Annotated in this window: 17 protein-coding genes; 10 read left to right on the top strand and 7 right to left on the bottom strand. The window is 38.5% G+C overall.

What is annotated here, in order from left to right:
• The first annotated feature begins 189 nt into the window (after positions 1 to 189).
• The 8 genes from rpsP (at position 190) to VB713_RS17730 (ending at position 8,761) form a co-directional block, all read left to right on the top strand.
• Entirely contained in the window at positions 190 to 450 is a 261-nt protein-coding gene (gene rpsP / locus VB713_RS17695) for a 30S ribosomal protein S16 (protein WP_015214383.1), read from the top strand.
• A gap of 7 nt (positions 451 to 457) precedes the next feature.
• The gene (locus VB713_RS17700; RefSeq protein ID WP_323312830.1) at positions 458 to 844 is read left to right on the top strand and encodes a KH domain-containing protein; all 387 of its coding nucleotides are present in this window, start codon (positions 458 to 460) and stop codon (positions 842 to 844) included.
• A 320-nt stretch (positions 845 to 1,164) separates the two neighbouring features.
• The gene (locus VB713_RS17705) at positions 1,165 to 2,118 is read left to right on the top strand and encodes a PhoH family protein (RefSeq protein WP_323312831.1); all 954 of its coding nucleotides are present in this window, start codon (positions 1,165 to 1,167) and stop codon (positions 2,116 to 2,118) included.
• Positions 2,119 to 2,157: 39 nt separating this feature from the next.
• Positions 2,158 to 2,565 (top strand): ChuX/HutX family heme-like substrate-binding protein, encoded by a 408-nt coding sequence (locus tag VB713_RS17710; protein WP_323312832.1) that lies wholly within the window; start codon positions 2,158 to 2,160, stop codon positions 2,563 to 2,565.
• Between the two features lie 172 nt (positions 2,566 to 2,737).
• Positions 2,738 to 3,997 (top strand): FAD-dependent hydroxylase, encoded by a 1,260-nt coding sequence (locus VB713_RS17715; protein ID WP_323312833.1) that lies wholly within the window; start codon positions 2,738 to 2,740, stop codon positions 3,995 to 3,997.
• Between the two features lie 239 nt (positions 3,998 to 4,236).
• Positions 4,237 to 4,824, top strand: a complete 588-nt coding sequence (locus VB713_RS17720) for a hypothetical protein (protein ID WP_323312834.1) — start codon at positions 4,237 to 4,239, stop codon at positions 4,822 to 4,824.
• 225 nt (positions 4,825 to 5,049) lie between these two features.
• A complete protein-coding gene (locus VB713_RS17725) occupies positions 5,050 to 7,248 on the top strand; it encodes a transglycosylase SLT domain-containing protein (RefSeq protein ID WP_323312835.1) in 2,199 nt (732 codons plus the stop codon).
• A 283-nt stretch (positions 7,249 to 7,531) separates the two neighbouring features.
• Entirely contained in the window at positions 7,532 to 8,761 is a 1,230-nt protein-coding gene (locus VB713_RS17730; RefSeq protein ID WP_323312836.1) for a damage-control phosphatase ARMT1 family protein, read from the top strand.
• 13 nt (positions 8,762 to 8,774) lie between these two features.
• Here VB713_RS17730 and VB713_RS17735 read toward each other — a convergent pair whose 3' ends face one another.
• Positions 8,775 to 9,908: a mechanosensitive ion channel family protein gene (locus tag VB713_RS17735; RefSeq protein ID WP_323312837.1), complete on the bottom strand. Its 1,134-nt coding sequence runs from the start codon at positions 9,906 to 9,908 to the stop codon at positions 8,775 to 8,777.
• Between the two features lie 147 nt (positions 9,909 to 10,055).
• Positions 10,056 to 11,039 carry a mechanosensitive ion channel family protein gene (locus VB713_RS17740; protein WP_323312838.1) on the bottom strand — a complete coding sequence of 328 codons (984 nt, stop codon included), beginning with the start codon at positions 11,037 to 11,039 and terminating at the stop codon, positions 10,056 to 10,058.
• A gap of 433 nt (positions 11,040 to 11,472) precedes the next feature.
• Here VB713_RS17740 and VB713_RS17745 point away from each other — a divergent pair, with 433 nt between their 5' ends.
• The gene (locus tag VB713_RS17745; protein ID WP_323312839.1) at positions 11,473 to 13,041 is read left to right on the top strand and encodes a metallophosphoesterase family protein; all 1,569 of its coding nucleotides are present in this window, start codon (positions 11,473 to 11,475) and stop codon (positions 13,039 to 13,041) included.
• Positions 13,042 to 13,167: 126 nt separating this feature from the next.
• Here the strand turns inward: VB713_RS17745 and VB713_RS17750 are convergent, their stop codons facing one another.
• The 4 genes from VB713_RS17750 to VB713_RS17765 form a co-directional block, all read right to left on the bottom strand.
• Positions 13,168 to 13,359: a YqaE/Pmp3 family membrane protein gene (locus VB713_RS17750; RefSeq protein ID WP_323312840.1), complete on the bottom strand. Its 192-nt coding sequence runs from the start codon at positions 13,357 to 13,359 to the stop codon at positions 13,168 to 13,170.
• A gap of 99 nt (positions 13,360 to 13,458) precedes the next feature.
• A complete protein-coding gene (locus VB713_RS17755) occupies positions 13,459 to 13,836 on the bottom strand; it encodes a phage holin family protein (protein ID WP_323312891.1) in 378 nt (125 codons plus the stop codon).
• Between the two features lie 124 nt (positions 13,837 to 13,960).
• Positions 13,961 to 14,287, bottom strand: coding sequence for a 2Fe-2S iron-sulfur cluster-binding protein (locus tag VB713_RS17760; RefSeq protein ID WP_323312841.1), 327 nt, complete (start codon positions 14,285 to 14,287; stop codon positions 13,961 to 13,963).
• Between the two features lie 380 nt (positions 14,288 to 14,667).
• Complete coding sequence (locus tag VB713_RS17765; RefSeq protein ID WP_323312842.1) at positions 14,668 to 16,827, bottom strand: Tex family protein; 2,160 nt, start codon at positions 16,825 to 16,827, stop codon at positions 14,668 to 14,670.
• Between the two features lie 257 nt (positions 16,828 to 17,084).
• Here VB713_RS17765 and VB713_RS17770 point away from each other — a divergent pair, with 257 nt between their 5' ends.
• Positions 17,085 to 17,291: a hypothetical protein gene (locus VB713_RS17770; RefSeq protein WP_323312843.1), complete on the top strand. Its 207-nt coding sequence runs from the start codon at positions 17,085 to 17,087 to the stop codon at positions 17,289 to 17,291.
• A gap of 460 nt (positions 17,292 to 17,751) precedes the next feature.
• On the opposite strand, the gene VB713_RS17775 is transcribed toward VB713_RS17770, so the two are convergent.
• A complete protein-coding gene (locus VB713_RS17775; RefSeq protein WP_323312844.1) occupies positions 17,752 to 20,373 on the bottom strand; it encodes a chloride channel protein in 2,622 nt (873 codons plus the stop codon).
• Positions 20,374 to 20,377: the final 4 nt, after the last annotated feature.

Genomic DNA, 20,377 nt, shown 5'->3' on the forward strand with positions numbered 1-20,377 from the left:
GACCAATGACCAATGACCAATGACCAATGACCAATGACCAATGACCAATGACCAAACCACCAATAATGCCTAGCAAGTGCTAAAATTGTCATTTCAGCGTCAGAAGTTTTGAATAGAGTCCGTCTAGGCTAGTCACTTCTTCCACAAGCAGTCAGAAAATAACTATAAACAGGAGACAAATTTCTCAACATGATCAAACTGCGCTTAAAGCGATTCGGTAAAAAGCGGGAAGCAAGTTACCGCATTATTGCTATTAATGACCTTTCTCGCCGTGATGGTCGTCCCCTAGAAGAACTAGGTTTTTACAACCCCAGAACAGATGAAGTCCGACTAGACGTTCCTGGTATTGTTAAGCGACTACAACAAGGGGCCCAACCCACCGACACCGTTCGTCGCATCCTCGTAAAAGCTAATGTTTTTGAACAGGTCCGTGCAACAGCCGCATCATAAGTTTGAGATGAAATCACAAATAGCCAGTCCTGACTATATTGGGCTGGTTCAATTCCTATTACAGCCGTTTTTAGAATCTCCAGAGTCTTTAAGCGTCGATTGTGAAATTTCTCCCACCCTCAAAAGGGCTTGGATTCGCATCGCCTTTGAAGCCACAGACAAAGGAAAAGTCTTTGGTCGGGGTGGACGCAATATTCAGGCGATTCGCACGGTAATTGCAGCAGCAGCAGAATTGGCGGGGCAATCAGTACACCTGGATATTTACGGCAGCAACTCCCAAAGTCGGGATGGTATGTCTTTTGATGAAGAACAGGAAGAAAAAATACCGCCACCAAAATCGAGAGAAAGAAGTGGAAATGTTCCCATGCCTGTTGCTAAACCTCGGTTTCGCTAGGTTTAAACTGGGAAATTTACACAGAGTCAGTCAGTGATCAATTCTGGGAAAAATTTAGACAGGTGGCAACAAGATTGTCAAATATTTTCGGGATCTCTCGTTACTATAACGGAGTTGTCAGTAAAGTATGGGCATCTGTTGCCAGCCTACTCTCAGAATTAAAATAATTCATAATTCGTCGTTCGTAATTCATATAGGCATATTTTTAAGTTAAGATACTGTGAATACTTATAAAGATTTAAAAAAATTATTTTGCTGCTTTTTTCAAGAAAATATCGTCATTTGTCAAGAACTGCTCCTCAACTAATTGTAAAAAAACTATGGCAGGTGCTTTAACAATTCAACTGCCTAACATTCCCAGTGCGATCGCTCTAGCGGGATATGGAGAAGCAAATCTCAAATTCCTCTCTCAACAAACAGGAGCCAGTTTAGTTTTACGGGGACAGGAACTACTGATTACTGGGACAGAAAAACAAGTTGAACTCACAGCGCAATTAGTGCGATCGCTCGAAAGTCTGTGGAGTAAAGGCAATAATATCTCAACTGCTGATATTTTAACAGCCCGTCAAGCCCTAGAGAGCGATCGGCAAGGTGAACTCCAAGACCTACAGCGAGACATCCTCTCCAAAACTCGCCGTGGTCAAGAAATTCGCGCCAAAACCTTTCGTCAAAGACAATACATCGAATCCATCCGCAAGCGTGACCTCACCTTTGGCATTGGCCCTGCGGGAACCGGTAAAACCTATCTCGCCGTTGTCGTAGCCGTTCAAGAACTTCTTTCCAATCAATTTGAGCGCATAATTTTAACTCGTCCAGCAGTTGAAGCTGGTGAAAGACTGGGATTTTTACCTGGAGACTTACAACAAAAAGTAGATCCCTATCTCCGTCCTCTTTATGATGCTATTCATGAATTCATTGACCCCGAAAAAGTCCCCAATTTGATAGAACGTGGTGTAATTGAAGTTGCACCACTCGCCTATATGCGAGGACGTACCTTGAGTAATGCCTTTGTAATTGTTGATGAAGCCCAAAATACCACACCCGCGCAGATGAAAATGGTTTTAACCCGCTTGGGTTTTGGTTCACGGATGGTCATTACAGGCGATATCACCCAAACCGATTTGCCAATTCATCAACAATCAGGATTAGCCATAGCTTTACAAATTTTGAAACAGGTTGAAGGCATCGCCTTTTGTGAATTTACTCAAAAAGATGTAGTTCGTCATCCTCTAGTTCAGCGTATTGTTGCCGCTTACGAACAACATGAAAAATAGTCAATTAGTCCAAAGTCCAGTAGCAATAAAAACCAGCTTATGAATACAACCTTGAAAGAATTTATTGAAGCTTGCCAAGACTTAGGAAATGTCAGGCTTATTGTCACCAGCAGCGCCACCGTTTTAGAAGCAAGATGTAAAATAGAAAAACTATTTTATGCCGAATTGCTCAAAGGTAAATATGCAAATATGCACACTGATGACTTTGAATTTCACTTGAATATGGACAAAATTACTCAAGTGAAATTTGAAACAGGTGAAGCGAAAAGAGGCAACTTTACAACTTACGCAATTCGGCTTTTAGATGAAAAACAAGAACCTGCTTTAAGCATATTTTTACAATGGGGTAAACCCGGAGAATATGAAGCAGGTCAAGTAGAAAATTGGCTGGCTTTACGGGAGAAATATGGAGAAGTTTGGCAACCTTTACCCATCGAAACTTTGTAAACCGCATTCCGCACTTTAATTAAAAATATCGTTTTTTTAAAGTAGTCAGGAAGAACTGTTATTTGGCTTTAGCTAAACTAAACTCATTCTTAGGGGAATTTTGCTACTGAACTTGCTCTCTTAGGGGATTTGCGTAAAAATAATAGGTAAAATACTGTCATCTATCTTAACAATGTCACTTACCCAACTTACTCAAACCCTTGCTCCTCCCCACACTCCCGCAGATAATCGGGGATATGATTATGATTTAGTGATTGTTGGTGGTGGGATTGTTGGCTTAACCACCGCTGCTGCTTTAAAAGACTCTGGGTTAAGTGTACTGCTAATTGAGGCTAAGGTAACATCAGCCGCAGTCACTAAAGGTCAAGCTTATGCTGTACATATGCTTTCGGCGCAAATTTTCCAAGGAATTGGCATTTGGAACAAAATTCTGCCTAATATCGCTAGATACAGCCAGGTGCGTTTGTCTGACGCTGACTATCCTGATGTGGTGAAGTTCCAAACTTCTGATTTAGGGACACAAGAATTAGGTTATGTGGCTGAACATTATGCACTTTTACAACCATTACAGGAATTTGTGCAGAGTTGTGCAAATGTAACTTATTTGTGTCCAGCGGAAGTGGTAAATACGCAAAATGAGCAAGATATAGTTACTATTAATCTTAAAGTTGATGGTGAGAATCGGATAATTCGCAGTAAATTATTGGTAGCGGCTGATGGTTCTCGTTCCCCAATTCGTCAAGCGGCGGGAATTAAAACTAAGGGCTGGAAATATTGGCAATCATGTATTGTGGCTTTTGTCAAGCCTGAAAAATGCCATAATTATACAGCTTATGAGAAATTTTGGTCTAGCGGTCCTTTTGCAATTTTACCCTTACCTGGAAACCGATGTCGGATTGTTTGGACTGCACCTCATGAAGAAGCAAAGGCTTTGTGTGCTTTAAATGATGAGGAATTTTTAGCTGAACTCACCAAACGGTATGGTGATCAGATGGGTAAATTGGAATTATTGGGCGATCGCTTTATTTTTCAGGTACAGTTGATGCAGAGCGATCGCTATGTTCTCCCTCGTTTGGCTTTAGTCGGTGACGCAGCACACAACTGTCACCCCGTCGGTGGACAAGGTTTAAATTTAGGTATTCGTGACGCAGCAGCTTTAGCAGAAGTCATCCAAACAGCACACCAAAACGGTGAAGATATTGGAAATATCCAGATTCTCAAAAAATATGAACACTGGAGAAAAAAAGAAAATCTCGCAATTTTAGGTTTCACCGATTTATTAGATCGAGTATTTTCTAATAACTTCTTACCAGTGGTAATCATCCGACGTTTGGGTTTATGGTTAATGCAGCGAGTCCCAATGCTGAAAATATTTGCACTTAAATTAATGATTGGATTAAAAGGGAAAACTCCAGAATTAGCAAAACGGTGAATATTACTAATTCAAATTGACAAATATATCAACTCGGTTTTAATATCACCCGAATTTTTGTCATTCTAAAATAGAGATTAACCAATGATTTATCTGTGGAATCAATCCAAAATCCTGAGACTGTAGTAGTTTTAGTAAAAATGTCATCGAAATGTATATTTTTGTGAAAAGATCCTTCTATTGGTATAGAATTAAACTACAACAGCGTTACCATTCTCTAGGATCAATCATTGAGTCTTATGAAAGCCCGATTCTTACGTTGCTCTCTTGTAGGATTTGTTTTATTTAGCGGATACACAATTACACAAACTGTATCCGCTAATCAGCCTTTAATAATAGCTCAGTCCATATGGAAGATATTTTCTTCCCCAGAAGGTAATTTTAGTATTTTAATGCCTGGTAAACCCACAGAAACTAAACAAAAGATTAATACTAAAAATGGCATAATGGAAGTAAATGTATTTACTGTAGAGCGTCCACAAGACGATGTTAAATATACAGTTGCTTATATTGACTATCCAGATGATTATATCGAACTATTGAAGAAGAATAATCTTGTAGAAGAAGCTATAGATACTGGCAAAAAAACAGCTTTACAGAATTCAAAAGGTACTTTAATCAGTGAAGAAAAAATTAGTTTAGGTAGATATTCAGGCAAAGAAGTTAACTATACTAAACCTGGTGATTTGATTGTTAAACAAAGAATATTTTTAGTTGATAAGAGATTATATCAAGTCAGTGTAGAAACTAGTAAAAAGAAGCAAAAATATTTAGTTAAGAGTATTAGCGGTTTTTGCAATTCGTTTAATTTATTACCAAGGCAATAACTATTTTACTTCATTCAATATAGATATTCCCAGTACCATCTGCTAAATTCAGAACGAGTTAATTCCTGATTTTACAATTCTCCTGATTTCTGACTCCTGACGTTTTTCTTCAAAAAAGCTCAAATTTATAACTCAAAAGTGATAACATTTCGCGCTAGTAGTGTTAAAGTTGCAGAAAATTGATCGGAAAATTTCTCTTTGAGACGCTACGAACAGCGGGTATCCATGCTGAAGAAACTACAAAACAAGCAAATTTATCTGATTGCTGGTGCAGGATTATGTGCCTTTTTAGTCGGGGGTATGGTATCAGCCCCACAAGCTGGAAAAACCCTGAGTCAATGGTTGAAATTAAGTCAGAGTCAGCCTGAGAAACTATTTGAGGTTAATCAAACTAAGTCAGCCGTATTTAGTTTGGTGTCTCAATCTTTACCAGAACGGTTGGTTAAACTAGAGGAAATTGCTCAAACAGGGAGTTCACCAGATAGGGAACGGGCCCGTTATCTTTTGGCAAGTGATTATATTGAAACTGACCAAGGGAAAAAAGCTCTGATTTTACTGACAGGACTGGAAAAAGAATATCCTGCTTTAGCACCGTATATTTTGCTCAGACAAGCCCAGGCACAGGATATGCTGGGGGAGAAAGGCAAGGCTTCGGATCTGCGACAAAAAGTGCTGAAAGATTATCCCCAAGAAGCAGCCGCAGTTAAAGCTATTTATTTAATTGGACTGCCAAAACTTCATGATACAGCGATCGCACAATTTCCTTCCCATCCCCTCACCTGGGAAATCATCCGCAGACGCTTACAAGATAATCCCAATCAGCCCAAGTTACGATTAGTCTTGGCTAAATATGCCTCTGACACACCAGGAATTGTCGGTATTTTAGATCCGCTGCTTAAACAATCTCAACTTACACCCGCAGATTGGGAACTAATTGGTTCAGTCTACTGGGACAATAATCAATTTACCAAGGCGGCTACTGCTTATACTAAAGCACCCAAAACAGCCCGTAACCTCTATCGCACCGCCAGAGGTTTACAGTTAAATAAAGAGCGAGATAAAGCAGTTGCTCTCTATAAACAACAGTTACAACAATTTCCCACGGCTACAGAAACAGGAACCGCTCTACTCAGATTAGCAGAAATAGCCCCAGGGAAAGACGCAATCCCCTATCTTGACCAAATAATTAATAAATTTCCGCAACAAGCACCGACAGCACTGGTACAAAAAGCTAAATTACAGGAAACTCTGAAAGATAACCAGTCAGCGATCGCAACTTGGAAATTACTATTAGGTAAGCACAGCACTTCTAACGAAGCAGCAGAATATCGCTGGAAAATCGCCTTAAGTAAAGCTCAAGCCAAAGATTACGTAGGTGCATGGCAATGGGCGCAACCAATTACTACCGAAAATCCTACCAGTATTTTGGCTCCAAGAGCCGGTTTTTGGGTAGGCAAATGGGCAACTACCCTAGGGAAACAACAGGAAGCTCGCGCTGCTTATGAGTATGTACTCAGTCAATTTCCTCATTCTTATTATGCATGGCGTTCTGCAAGTATTTTGGGTTTGGATGTAGGTAATTTTAACGACCTAAGACTGCTGAAACCACAAATTGTCACCCCTCAGCGTCCTGTGCCGACAGCAGGTTCGGAAACCTTCAAAGAGTTGTATTTACTCGGACAAGATCGTGATGCTTGGTTACAGTGGGAGACAGAATTTCAGAATAAATCTGAACCTAGCGTCGCAGAAGATTTTACTGAAGGGTTGATGCTGTTGTCAAAGGGAGAAAATCTCAATGGTATTGCCAAAATTGCGAAGTTAGAAGACCGGGAAAAACCAGAAGAAAAAGCCGCATATCAGGCTTTAAGTAAGGAAATAATTTACTGGCAAGCCCGTTATCCTTTTCCCTATCTCCAGGAAATTGAAAAATGGTCAACTACCAGGCAACTTAATCCTCTGTTAGTTACAGCTTTAATGCGTCAGGAATCACGGTTTCAGCCGAAAATTAAGTCTGTAGTCGGTGCGACTGGTTTAATGCAGGTAATGCCCAGTACAGCCGCCTGGATAGCACCACAAATCAATATGGATATTAAAAAAATTGATTTGGAAAACCCCAACGATAACATTATGTTGGGTACGTGGTACTTGGATCATACCCATCAGCAATATAGCAATAACTCCATGTTAGCGATCGCAAGTTACAATGCAGGTCCCGGTAATGTGGCTAAATGGCTGCGAACCATACCCAAACAAGATCCAGATGAATTTGTTGAAGAAATTCCCTTTGACGAAACCAAAAATTACGTCCGACAAGTATTTGGTAATTACTGGAACTATCTACGACTTTATAACCCCTCAATTTCTGCTCTAGTAGGTAAACATTCAGCCACACATCCAAAATTACCAAAAGAAGGTGAAAGATGACATTTTAAAAGTTTTTAAGTAAGAATTCAGGATACAGAATATTTAATATAGCAGGGAACAGGGAACAGAAGAGAAAAATATTCTTCTTCCTTCTTCCTTCTTCCTTCATTCTTTCTCCTGACTCCTAACTCCTAACTCCTGAATTCTTTCGTTTTTCATGTATAAATAACCCTCTCCCCGACGCAAGGGTTTTTTTTGTATCTCACTCAACCGAGAACCGCTATAACAATTAATAAAATCAGGTTAGAATAACTAAAAATTAATGCGAGATAAGTAGTTTTTAGTGAATAAACCTCAAATTCCCAATTTACCACTACCAGCATCACTTGTAGGTGCAGATTCTGGCTCTTTTACTGAGTATACAGTTACTCAACGGATGCCGGATATTGCTCGTCGTGTGATTATAGAAAATAAATTCCCCTCAGAAATAAATCAAGGCTTGGAAAAACTAGCAGCAGAACTACCAAGCGGTTATTTACAATCTTTAATAGATGACACTGGTGTAGATTTCAACGATTGGAATAAATATCTAGAACCATATAAAGGTCAGCGTTGGGTAGATATTCCTTGGTTTGTTGCAGAAACTTATTTTTATCGTCTTATTCTCAATATAACTAATTATTTTCAGCCAGGAGAATGGCAAAATGTTGATCCATTTTGGTTACAAAAAACTCAAGGTTTAGAAACATCAATTGATTCTATTATTTCTTTATGTACTCAAACGCAAGAATGGTTGAACGCATCACAGCAAGAAGATAAACCTAGTAAATCTTCTCTGATTGCTTTGTTGTATTTTGCATTGTGGGGAAATCGTGTTGACTTAAGTTTATGGTCAGCTTTTGAAGATGATAGGAGTCGTTTTAATATTCAGACTCAATTAAGTAATATCTTGGTAGATGATACATTTGCTATTACTAAATTATTAACTAAATCAGAGAATAACTGCATTGATTTGGTTGTTGATAATGCTGGATTTGAGTTAATTTGTGATTTATGTTTGGTTGATTTTTTATTAGGGAGTGGTTTTGCAAATCAGGTTTATTTGCATTTAAAACCACATCCAACTTTTGTATCTGATGCGATGATTAAGGATGTGCATTATACTAAGGATTTTCTAGTACAAAGTAGCAATATTAAAGTTCAATCTTTGGGACAGAGATTAACAGAAAATCTGGCTTCAGGTAGATTGGTTTTAACTGAAGATTATTTTTGGACTTCACCATTAGCATTTTGGGAAATACCAAAATCACTCAAAAATGAGTTAGGGAAGTCAAATTTAATGATTGTCAAAGGTGATGCTAATTATCGACGCTTGTTGGGAGATTTAAATTGGGATTTTACGACAAATTTTGCAGATATAGTTTCTTATTTACCTGCACCAATGGTAGCTTTACGTACTCTCAAATCAGAAGTAGCAGCAGGTTTGAAAGCTGAAGTTTTGCAAGAATTAGCAACAGTTGATCCTAATTGGTTGACAAATGGACAATGGGGTGTGATTCAGTTGGTAAACTAAGGTATTGACAAAGTTAAATTGTCATAGGAGACTCGACATACAGTGTCGGTTCTTGCATGGTAAATTCTATACCATAAGTAAGCAATTTTTTAGAGATAGCTTCGTTTGCTAATTCCAGTAACCGCTTGCGGAAGTCGATAGAATTTTCATGTGAACCTAAAATAAAGAAACTGACTCTCGCACGAACTCCTGGTTGATTATCTTGGGGAAATAAGTTGATTTTGGTACTGTTGGGGTCAATTCCAAATAAAGTATTGGTACTTTCTTTAATGACTTTTTCTAATAGTGCTTCTTCAGGTTTTTCCAGTATGCGTGGAAAATCAAGATAAAGCAAAACCATTAACTTTTTACCTCTAGTGATATTCTCAATATCAACTTTTGCCATTACAGAATTAGGAACAATTACTAAGGTACTTTTGGCAGCTGTTCTGAGTTTGGTTGAACGCAAACCAATAGATTCTACACGAGCAAATAATGTACCTTGAGAACTTAAATTGACGCGAATGTATTCCCCAGGAATGAAAGGACGATCTAGATATAAAACTATTGTGCCGAAAATCTGTTCTAGGGTGCTTTGAGCCGCAAATGCAACTGCTATACCCCCAATACCTAAACCAGTAATTAGACCAATTAAATTAACATTCTGACTTTGAGCAAATGCTAAAGCTGCTATAAACCCAATTACGACATTGATAATTGTTTCCGCAACGAGTAGTAATTCATCAACTTTTAAACCTACTTTGCGAATTAAATCAATTCCGTAGACGCGCAATAGCTGACGGAATAAGCGAGATAATAAAGCTGCAAAACTGCAAATTACTGCTAAATCTAGGAAAAATCTAAAAAATTGATAAAATTCGTTATATTGTCTCAATAAATTCCAAGACACTGAAACAAGAACTACTGTTCCTGTAATTTTTAGGAGATTTTCTAGAGGATCAATTAAGCTTTCATAAATCTTGGAGATTGATAGGGGTGAAAATTTATGAATAATTATTGTTACAAGCTTAGGAGTATATTTACCAACTAGCAAAGATAGGAGAAAAAAGAAGCAAAACACTCCTAAATTGATACCCAATGACATCAGTGATTTTCTTACTTCTGTGTCAAATGGAAACCAATTTTGGATATCAACTAAAGTCTGCATTTTTCTAATTTATATTGTAATTGATGTATTACGGACTTATTCAACTGGCATATTAGTTTAGTAAGGTGCTTAAGAAGTTATATATCTGTTGATAATAATGCACCCTACAAGAGATGTTAAATGTGAGACAATCTACATTTTACTGGTTTAAATTGTGATTGGTGCATCAATATTAACTGGTTCATCTGCAACTTCAAAATCAATACCAAATTCTTGAAGTTGCGTGGTAATATTTTGTTTAGCGATATCTAGTAATTGATGCCGCATATCCATAGCTATGTCACCAGCACCGAGAATAAAAAAGCTAATTTGTGCCTGAGTAGTAATAGATTTTCCGTCTTGGAATATATCTTTAAAAGTAACTTCGGTATTACGAGAATCAATACCAAATAAATCTTTGCTACTTTCTAAAATAACTTGACGAATCAAAGCTCTTTCATTTTCATTAATTTTTTGAGAGAATTTCAAATAAATTAAGGAAACAACTTTTCTTCCTCCTGTGAAGTTTTCGATACTTAATTGAATTAGGGAATCATTAGGAACGATAGTTAAAGTTCCTTTGCCGGAATTGCGAATTTTGGTGGAACGTAAACCGATTGATTCTACTTTACCAAATGTACCGTCGGGTAAGCCGATATAGTCATCAACTACAAACGGTCTATCAATATAAATAACTACTCCACCTAATAATTGCTGTAAAGCTTGTTTGGCTGCAAAAGCAAAGGCTAATCCACCGATTCCTAAACTAGTTAATAAACCTAAGAGATTGATTTGATGGGTTTGAGCAAAAACGCAGAATATGATAATACTGATTAATCCCTTGGCTATAATATTAATTACTATTAATAATTCACCATTTAGTCTTTGCTTGGTAGCTAATTCTAGCAAATAAAAATTAAATGTTTGATCAAATAGCCGAGATGCTAACATCCCAAATATAATTGATATTGATATACCCAAGGGAATTTCTATATATTTCAGCCAACTTTGTTGGAAACCGATTAAGAATAATATATCAATTGCCATCAGTAAAGAAACAAATATTATCCATTTTTGATAAGGTATAATAATTTGTGTATAGACTTTCTGCACTTGGGGAGATAGAAATAGGTTAGTGATGATTTCGTTCATATTGTGCTATGAGAAAATGACAATATTTTAGAAGGTTATGTCAATATTTTACAACCATGTAAAATTTGCCAAAGTTGTTTTGGGTAATGTCATCTCAAATGACGCTACATAACATAGTATGCCCTATGACTTTCGGCGACAAGAGTTGCGGCTACAAGATTTTGGAAATATTTACTTATTTTCAGTAGATAAAGCTGAAAAACTGTCTCGTAGTTTCTATATATGTGGAGATTGTACCAAACGGATGGTAGGAAACTGGATATATTTCTTAAGAAAAGTATTTAAATACTTAAATATCATCCCTAAGGCATAGGTGGAATTAGTATTAAACCATTGTTTGTGTTACGCTACTAGGCGACATCACATAGGATGTGCGATGATCAAAAATTGATTAACTCGTTAGAATCAGCTTAGATGTTAGCTAATTTCAGCTATGAAATTGATTTCTGAACCATCGGTTCCTGTCAAAATTCAAAAGATGAAGCAAAGGGTGCGATGGATGCATCCTAGTATTAAAGAACGGGGAATTGACCAAACCTCCATGATTCTAGATGATGGCAGGGAGGAAAGTCCAGATTTTTCGTTTATGGTAATTGGTGATAGTGGCACTAAATCCGATTATGGACAACATCCACAACGCCAAGTTATGGAAATGCTGCTGAGTCATAACGATGATTGTCGTTTTGTTTTACATACTGGTGATGTAGTTTATTTGGTAGGTTCTCGTGAATATTATCCTGCTAATTTTATTGAACCTTACCGCGAATTTATTGTAGGTGGTGAAAATCCGAAAAGTATTGCTTATGACAAAATGGTATTTAAGTTACCCATTTTTCCAGTTTTGGGTAATCATGATTACTATGATGTGCCTTTGTTATATAGATTAGTAACTGGTTCTACCTTACCTCTGCGTCGGATGTTGCGTTACAAAGATATTGAGGTTGGTTGGCATAGTTCAAATCAAGGTGATGCTTATACAAAAGCATTTATTGATTATTTGGCAGGGATGTCTCCAACTGATTTAAAACGTCATTTGGATGAATATTATACGGCAAAAACTGATACAGGACGTTGTTTGCGTTACCAACCGGGAAATTTTACCCGTTTACCTAATCGGTATTATACGTTTCGTTATGGCGGAATTGATTTTTTTGCTCTCGATTCTAATACTTTTAATACACCCGCACCTTTACCGGGAAATGAAGCGGGGGATTTTTTCCGTCGGGAGTTGTTACAACGTCGTCAAGAATTAGAACGAGAAAAGTTGCTAATTTTGGTAGAGTGTGACAAATTAAATTCCGGAAATACGGTAGAAGCTGAACGACTGGCTGATTTGATTGCGAAGGTAGACCAACTTAATGAGGTCAAAATTGATATTGAGAAGCAATTAGAACCTCACACGATTGCTGATGTGGATTTTGAACAACTTGATTGGTTGCGAAGTCGGTTGATTGAATCTTGGCATAGTTCAGATGTGCGGGGAAGGGTAATATTTTTTCATCATCCACCTTATGTTACAGAAGCGACTAAGTGGCATCAAGGACAAACTTTAGCTGTACGTCATCGTTTGCGATCGCTCTTTGAACAAGTGGCGGCAACTTTGGGTAAGATGACTCAAGGTAGACCTGTTGTAGATGTGATTTTTAATGGTCACGCGCACTGTTTGGAACATCTGCGGACTGTGGACACAGGATATGCTGATTCTTACATTAATTATATTGTTTGTGGTGGAAGTGGTCGTCGTCCCCGTCGTCAACGTCAGGAGGGGACTCAGTTGATGGAAACTTTTAATGATGCTGCTGGTGTTTCGACTCGTAAAGTTGCAGATTCGTTGCTTTATGTGGGAAGGAGTGGTCACGGTTCCCAAAGGAAAAAACCCTATTCCTGTGTGCGGGTGGATGTAAAAGCGGGTTTCCCTGCTAAGTTTGTTGTTACACCACTAGTGACGGAACGGATTGAGGGAGAATGGTGCGATCGCTCTTTAGAACCATTTATAATCTAATCATCATGGTCTTTGAAAAACAGGCTGACAATAATTTGTAATTTTAGTACCATTATTCAGCTTTTGGTGCGTTACAGACTTTTGTCATAACGCACTCTACAAATACTGCAACTTAAGTGATTACACTTAGTAATTACCTTCTTCTCTATTCAGTCTTTCATCATGCTTGGTAATTACCCAAAGTGCATGAATACTACCAGGAAGCCAACCGAGAAAAGTAAGCAAAATGTTAATTCCCAAAGTTGGACTAACACCAACTGTCATGAATACACCTACTGGAGGTAGAAATAAACCAAGAAGTAACCGAATTAGTTTCATGAGATTTCTGCTATTTTTTCAACTTTATTGACATTTTTTGTGGAGACAAAATCTAACAATAAACTCCATTGAGAGATTTATCTCCAGACTATTTCTAGATTAAGATTCAGTAATTTTGCTTTGTAATCCCACATTCCTTTCCGCAAAATATTTACTGAGAAATGTATTAGCCAAAGATAGGACTACTGGTGCGAGAATAAAAGCGATTAGTCCTTGAACTCTAAACCCAGGAACTAAAACTGATGCTAACCAAAAGCAAATTCCGTTGACGACTAATGAAAATCCACCTAGAGTTAAAAATGTCAATGGTAAAGATAGAGTGGAGATAATTGGTTTAACTGAACCATTAATCAACCCAATCACTAAACCCGCAATTAAAGCTGCGGGAAAATTAGCAAGATCCACTCCTGGGAAAATGATATCGACAATTAACAAACTTAACGCTGTAGCAAGTGTGGTTATGAATATTCCCCACATTATTTTCACCTCTGTAACTGCTATATAGTGCCATTTTAGATTGAAATTGAGGCTTTTAGCTCTGATGTTAGATAGAATTAGGCTATACCAAAAGGAGTATTTTTAAACGCAGAGGGTTTTTCATTTATTCAGGTTTGTAGTAGAGGGATGATTTATATAAAAGTTGTTCTTGATGGGTTTCTAATATGCAATCAGATAGGGGATATGTTACACAAGTAATGACATAACCCGCTTGGATTTCCTGGGGACGGAGAAATTTTTGCTCACTTTGATTAATTTCACCGCTAATGAGTTTAGCGACACAAGCGGAACATTCTCCTTGTTTACAGCCAGAGGGTATACGAATACCTTTCTCTTCTGCTATGTCAATTATATATTGATCTTCTGGTACTGGAATTGTCCGATCTAACCCTAGTTTTTCGTTGATTAATCTCACTTGATAGATATTCATATCAATTTTGGTGTTGTTAAGTGAAGATATGATTTTTTGCACGCAGAGACGCAGAGAGAGTTTTTTATATCTTTGCGTAAGATTTTATACAAGGGTTCAGGATACAGAATGTTTGATATATACTGCAAACGGGTGAAATTTGGACTTATGTCATACTGAGCGTAACGTAGTGCAGCGTTCGCGTAGCGTGCCGTAGGCTCTAGTATCTCGGAGATTCTTCACTTCGTACCCTACGGGAAGCAAGCTACAGAATGACACTTTTAACCCGTTTTTAGTATAGCAGGTGAAGAGGGAACAGAAGAGAAAAATATTCTTATCTTTCCTTCCTTCTAACTTCTGACTCCTGACTCCTAACTCCTAACTCCTGACTCCTGACGACTCTATTGTTTGACTGCTTTCATTGATAAGCCAATGCGTTTTAGTTTTTCATTGACTTCTAAGATTTGGACTTTGACAACTTGTCCGACTTTAACAATTTTTTGAGGATCATCTACGAATCTATCAGCAAGTTGGGAAATATGCACTAATCCATCTTGATGTACACCGATATCCACAAATGCACCGAAGTTAGCAACGTTGGTAATAATTCCTTCTAATTCCATTCCTACTTGTAAATCTCTTATTTCTTTAATTCCGGCTTTGAATGTGGCATACTTAAATTCTGCACGAGGATCTCTTCCTGGTTTTTCTAATTCGCTGAGGATGTCGCGCAGTGTTGGTTCGCCAATAGTTGCGGTGACGTATTTTTTGATGTTGGTTTTTTTGAGTTTTTCAGCTATTTCTGTCACTTGATTTAATGATACGCCTAAATCTTTAGCTATGGATTCTATAAGTGAGTAACTTTCTGGATGTACTGCGGTACTATCTAAGGGATTTTCACCACTGCGAATTCTTAAAAAACCGGCTGCTTGTTCATAGGCTTTTGGTCCTAGTTTGGCTACTTTTAACAGTTGCCGGCGATTTTTAAAGGCTCCATTTTGGTTGCGATAGGCGATAATATTGTTAGCGACTGCGGGTGTAATTCCAGAAACAAATGTAAGCAGTTCTTTGGAAGCGGTATTTAAGTCAACTCCAACATAGTTAACGCAGCTTTCGACGGTTTCATCTAATTTCTTTTTTAGCAATTTTTGGTCAACATCGTGTTGATATTGTCCGACACCAATTGATTTGGGATCGATTTTGACTAATTCTGCTAAAGGATCTTGTAATCTTCGTCCTATACTAATTGCACCGCGTACAGTAATATCTAAATCTGGAAATTCTTCTAATGCAACTTTGCTGGCAGAATATATAGATGCACCCGATTCATTTACCATGACTTTTACGGGTTTTCGTTCGCAGATTTCTAAGACTTCAGAAACAAATTCATCGGTTTCACGGGAAGCTGTGCCGTTACCAATAGCAATTAATTCAATTTTGTATTTTTCAATTAAGGTTTTGATGGTTTGCGCGGCTTTTTTTCGTTGTTCAGCCGCTTGGTGTGGAAACACTGCTTGATATTCTAAAAATTTGCCAGTTTGTTCGAGTACGGCAACTTTACACCCGGTTCTAAAACCAGGATCTATTGCTAGGGTTGGTTTCATTCCTGCTGGTGCAGATAGTAGCAATTCTCGTAAATTTGCTTCAAAGGTTTTGATGGATTCAATATCAGAATAGGTTTTCTTTTCAGAAATTACTTCCCCAATTAGAGAGGTTTTCATCAATCGGTTAAATGCATCTTTTAACATTGTTTGATAAAAATCTCTGACTGCGCGAACTTTGGCTTTAATTTCTTGTGATTCTAAATAAGACAGTACGAAATCTTCGTCAAAAGCAATTTCAAAGTTTAATATTTTTTCGGCTTCTCCCCGACACAAGGCCAGCATATTATGGGGGGCAATATTTTTTACTTTGATTTGATAGTTACGGTACATTTCAAATTTGGTTGTACCTTCGGGATGATCGTTTTTAATACGAGAGATAAATACCCCGGTTTCTAAGAGATAATCACGCACATATGATCGTAATTCGGCTTTTTCGGCAACTTCTTCGGCGAGAATATCAGCAGCACCTTTCAATGCTTCTGCTGCGGTTTTTACTCCCAGGGTTTCAGAAATATATTTCGCAGCTTCTGCTTCTAATGCGGCTGCTACACAATTTTTTACATTTAGAGATTTTATAAATGCAGCAAGGGTTTCGAGTCCTTTCTCTCTGGCGATGGTGGCGCGAGTGCGGCGTTTTGGTTTATATGGTAGGTATAAATCCTCAAGTTCTGTTTTCTGTAAACAGTTGGTGATTTTAGCTTTGAGTTCATCGCTGAGTTTATCTTGTTGTGCGATCGCATTTAAAATCACTTTCTTCCTTTCTGCCAGTTCTGTTAAGTATGTATACCTATCAGACAAATCTCGCAATTGTACTTCATTCATCTCATTCGTGCGTTCTTTGCGGTAACGCGCAATAAAAGGAATTGTCGCACCTTCGGCTAAAAGTTCCAGTGCATTTTGTACCTGATTGGGGTTAAGTTCTAGTTCAGTTGCTAGTAGTTGCGGAATGTTCAACATTTGGGTGTTTAAGAGGAAATATTACTTTTAAAGAGGGAACAGGAAATAGGAAAAACTGTTAAAAATTCTCTATTTTCTTTTTTTTTGCAATCTACCGGATAATTATATGATTTGATCAAAATTTAGATCTAAGTTTTTGTAAACTATTGTAAATAGCATATACTTAGGTGTATAATCAGAATTTATTCTCAAGAACTTTAAGTTGAATCTATAGAGATCAACTATTCTGTCTGTTGTCATTTCAGGATTTTAGTAAAATGCCTTTGTTTTTTCTAATTCCAATTTGTACTGGTTTAGTAACTGGCTATTTTTTAAACCAAAAAGATGAAATTGCTTACATAGCCGGTGTGTTTACATCTGTGAGTTTGATTTTGAGTCTTATTCTAGCACCTTGGCAAATTCAGTTAGGTTTGTTAATGATTGTCCTTGTCGGCAGTAAAAAACTTTTACAAAAAATTTATTAATAACAACCCTAATAAAAGTAAGGGCGTATCGCAATACGTCCATGAGGACTTGTAGTCTGTATATTTTGACGGATAAAGAAGAAACGAACAGCGTTCACGATGTGTCCCGTAGGGATAGAAAGAATGTAAATATAGCAATTACCATTCAAGTGAGGTACAAGCTGTAATAATTAAACGCAGATGGACGCAGATAAACGCAGATAGGTGCAAGGAATAAACGTTGACACCATCAAAAACCTATCACTTAACCGACCAGATTCAAGACTATTCTTACCTCCTTCTTCCTCCTGACTCCTGACTTCTTCCTCCTGACTCCTGACTCCTGACTCCTGAACTCCTGAACTCCTGACTCCTGACTCCTGAACTCCTGAACTCCTGAACTCCTGAACTCCTGAACTCCTGACTCCTGAACTCCTGAACTCCTGACTCCTGACTCCTGACTCCTGACTCCTAGCCCTAATTACAAATTATTTGCACCTCTCACCAAAATCACCGTACTTTCTACACCAGAAGCAATAGTTTCAGGGATGTTACCTTGAATTGCTTGTTGTAATAATCCCTCACGAGAAGCGCCCAAAACTACAACATCGTAACCTTCCGTTTTCACTAAATCAATTACCCCTTCAGCAACGGAATCTGCTTGTATTGGTGAAGCCACAACAGTACTTTGTAAATTGCGGTGACGCATTAGCTGACGAGTTGATGCTTCTAAAACTGTCATATCTGGCTTTAATTCTGATGATTTAAATACTTGCATGAGGCGAATTTGAGGATTATTTCCCAATGTCACCAAAGCCGGTAATAATTTAATCGCAGCCCGTGCATTTGGACCTCCAGCCATGGGAACTAACCAACGATTGAAATGAGAACAGTCGGAAATATTGCCTAATTTTACCAAGACAACATCACAGGAAGCTTGGCGAATTACAGTATCGACAACAGTACCAAAAATGCGGCCGGGGGTTGAAGTGTTACCTTTCCAACCCATAAAAATCAGGTCTATATGTCGTTCCTTAATTGTCTCTAAAACGGCTTGGGCGACATCATGGGCGACTCGAATTTGAGTATGTATGGGAATGTGCCATTTTTTCGTTAAGGTTTCTGCTTGTCTGAGTAAGCGACGACTTTTTGTGGTGCTGACTTGTGTTTCAGAGGGGGAACTGTGACGGGAGACGAGGATGATTTGTAAACACTCTATTTCATAATGGCGATCGCTGGCAATAGTTGCGGCCATTTGTAATAGAGTCTCTGCTGTGTCTGGGTTAGCCAGGGTTACTAATAATCTCCCTCTACCAATACTAGGCGATCGCGTCTGGTAAACTACATAAGATGGTTCTGGTTGGGGGCCATCAACCCTGGTTTCCCCATTCAAATGGTCTGCTTCCGCCCGAATAATATCTGCACGGGTAATAATCCCAACCAATCTTTGTCCATCTACCACTGGTAAACGGCTGATTTGATAACGATCTAGTAAATATAAAACATTACTCAGTGTTTGTTTTGGTTTAATCGTCACCGGTTCGGGTGTCATGATTTCCCGAATAGGAGTGTGATTAGGTAAGTGGCGTTCCCGCACTTTCTGTAAATCTGATTGCGTAATAATCCCCAGTAATTTATTCTCTTCCACCACCGGAAAACCGCGATGATGGGAACGGGAAAAAGCCTGAATTAACTCCTCTACAGTCATGTCGGCTTCTAAAGTTTCCACCCGCTGCTGCATTACATTCTGGGCGGTTAACTTAGTTAATAAACCATCCACTGGTGCATCTTTTTCAATAAAAATGCCATTCCACTCTAAAAGCTTGTCATAGAGAGAACCAGGGGCTACTTTATTAGCAACTATGTAGGATGTCACCGAAACAATCATTAATGGCAATACCAAATTAAAATCCGTCGTCATTTCAAATACAATGACGATCGCAGTAATTGGTACTCTAGCAACAGCAGTGAAAAAAGCTCCCATTCCTGCCAAAGCATAGGTAATGGGTAATCCCGTAGCAATATGGAAGGGAGAGAGAAATATATGGCTACAAATACCGACTAAAGAGCCAAGAGCCGCCCCCAGTGTCAGTGCCGGTGCGAATAAACCTCCAGGAGCGCCAGAGCCATAGGCGACTAGGGTAAGGACAAACTGGGATAAAAAAGCGATCGCAGCTACTGACCAACTCACCTCACCTGTCATGATCATATCCCGCAGCCCTGTATTGTCCCGAAATGATAGGGGCAAAAGTGCCACAATCAAGCCAGAAACCAGTCCTGCTAAACCCACACGCGCAGGTAAACCTAATCTGAGGGTGTGTTTATAGAAAGTCATGCTGGACAAAATTCCCCGGTTAAATAATGCCCCCAGCAGACCGGCTAAAACTCCTAAAATTACATAAAAAGGAATATCTTGGATTAAAAAGCTAGTTGGTGCAGTTAACCCCAAATTTATATCTAAACTCCTACCACCTAAGAACCGGGAAACAACCGCACCGATAAAAGAAGCGAGGATAGCTGTCCCTAGTGTTAGGTCTGATACATCTTGCAGGAGTTCCTCCACCACAAACAACACACCCGCAATAGGTGCATTAAAAGCAGCAGCTAAACCAGCACCAGCACCCGCTGCAATTAACTGTCGTCGATGTTCTGGAGAAGTAGGAAACCAGCGACTTAGTTGAGATGCCAAACTTGCACCCACCTGCACAGTTGGCCCTTCACGTCCTAAAGCTAATCCCGAACCCAGTACTAAAATACCACCTATTAATTTAATTAAAGCTACCCGTAGATCAAGAGCAATTGGTATCCGTGCTAATGCTGCCTTGACTTGAGGAATACCACTACCAGAAGTTTCTGGTGCTACACGCTCAACTAACCAACCGGCAAGGAATCCACAGGCCAGTCCCACACTGGGCAATAAGAACCAAGCAGGTAATAATAGTGATTTTTGTACTCTCCATCCACCTAGCCATCCTACCCCAGCTTTCAATAAAACTGCTGCTAGTGCTGAGACTAAACCTATTAAACAAGCTTCAAAAATTGCTAAACGTCGTTCTTGCCGCAACATTTGCAGAAAGCGCCGCAGAATGGATGAATACCACATGATG

This window comes from Anabaena cylindrica UHCC 0172, assembly GCF_034931625.1.
GTDB lineage: Bacteria > Cyanobacteriota > Cyanobacteriia > Cyanobacteriales > Nostocaceae > Anabaena > Anabaena cylindrica_A.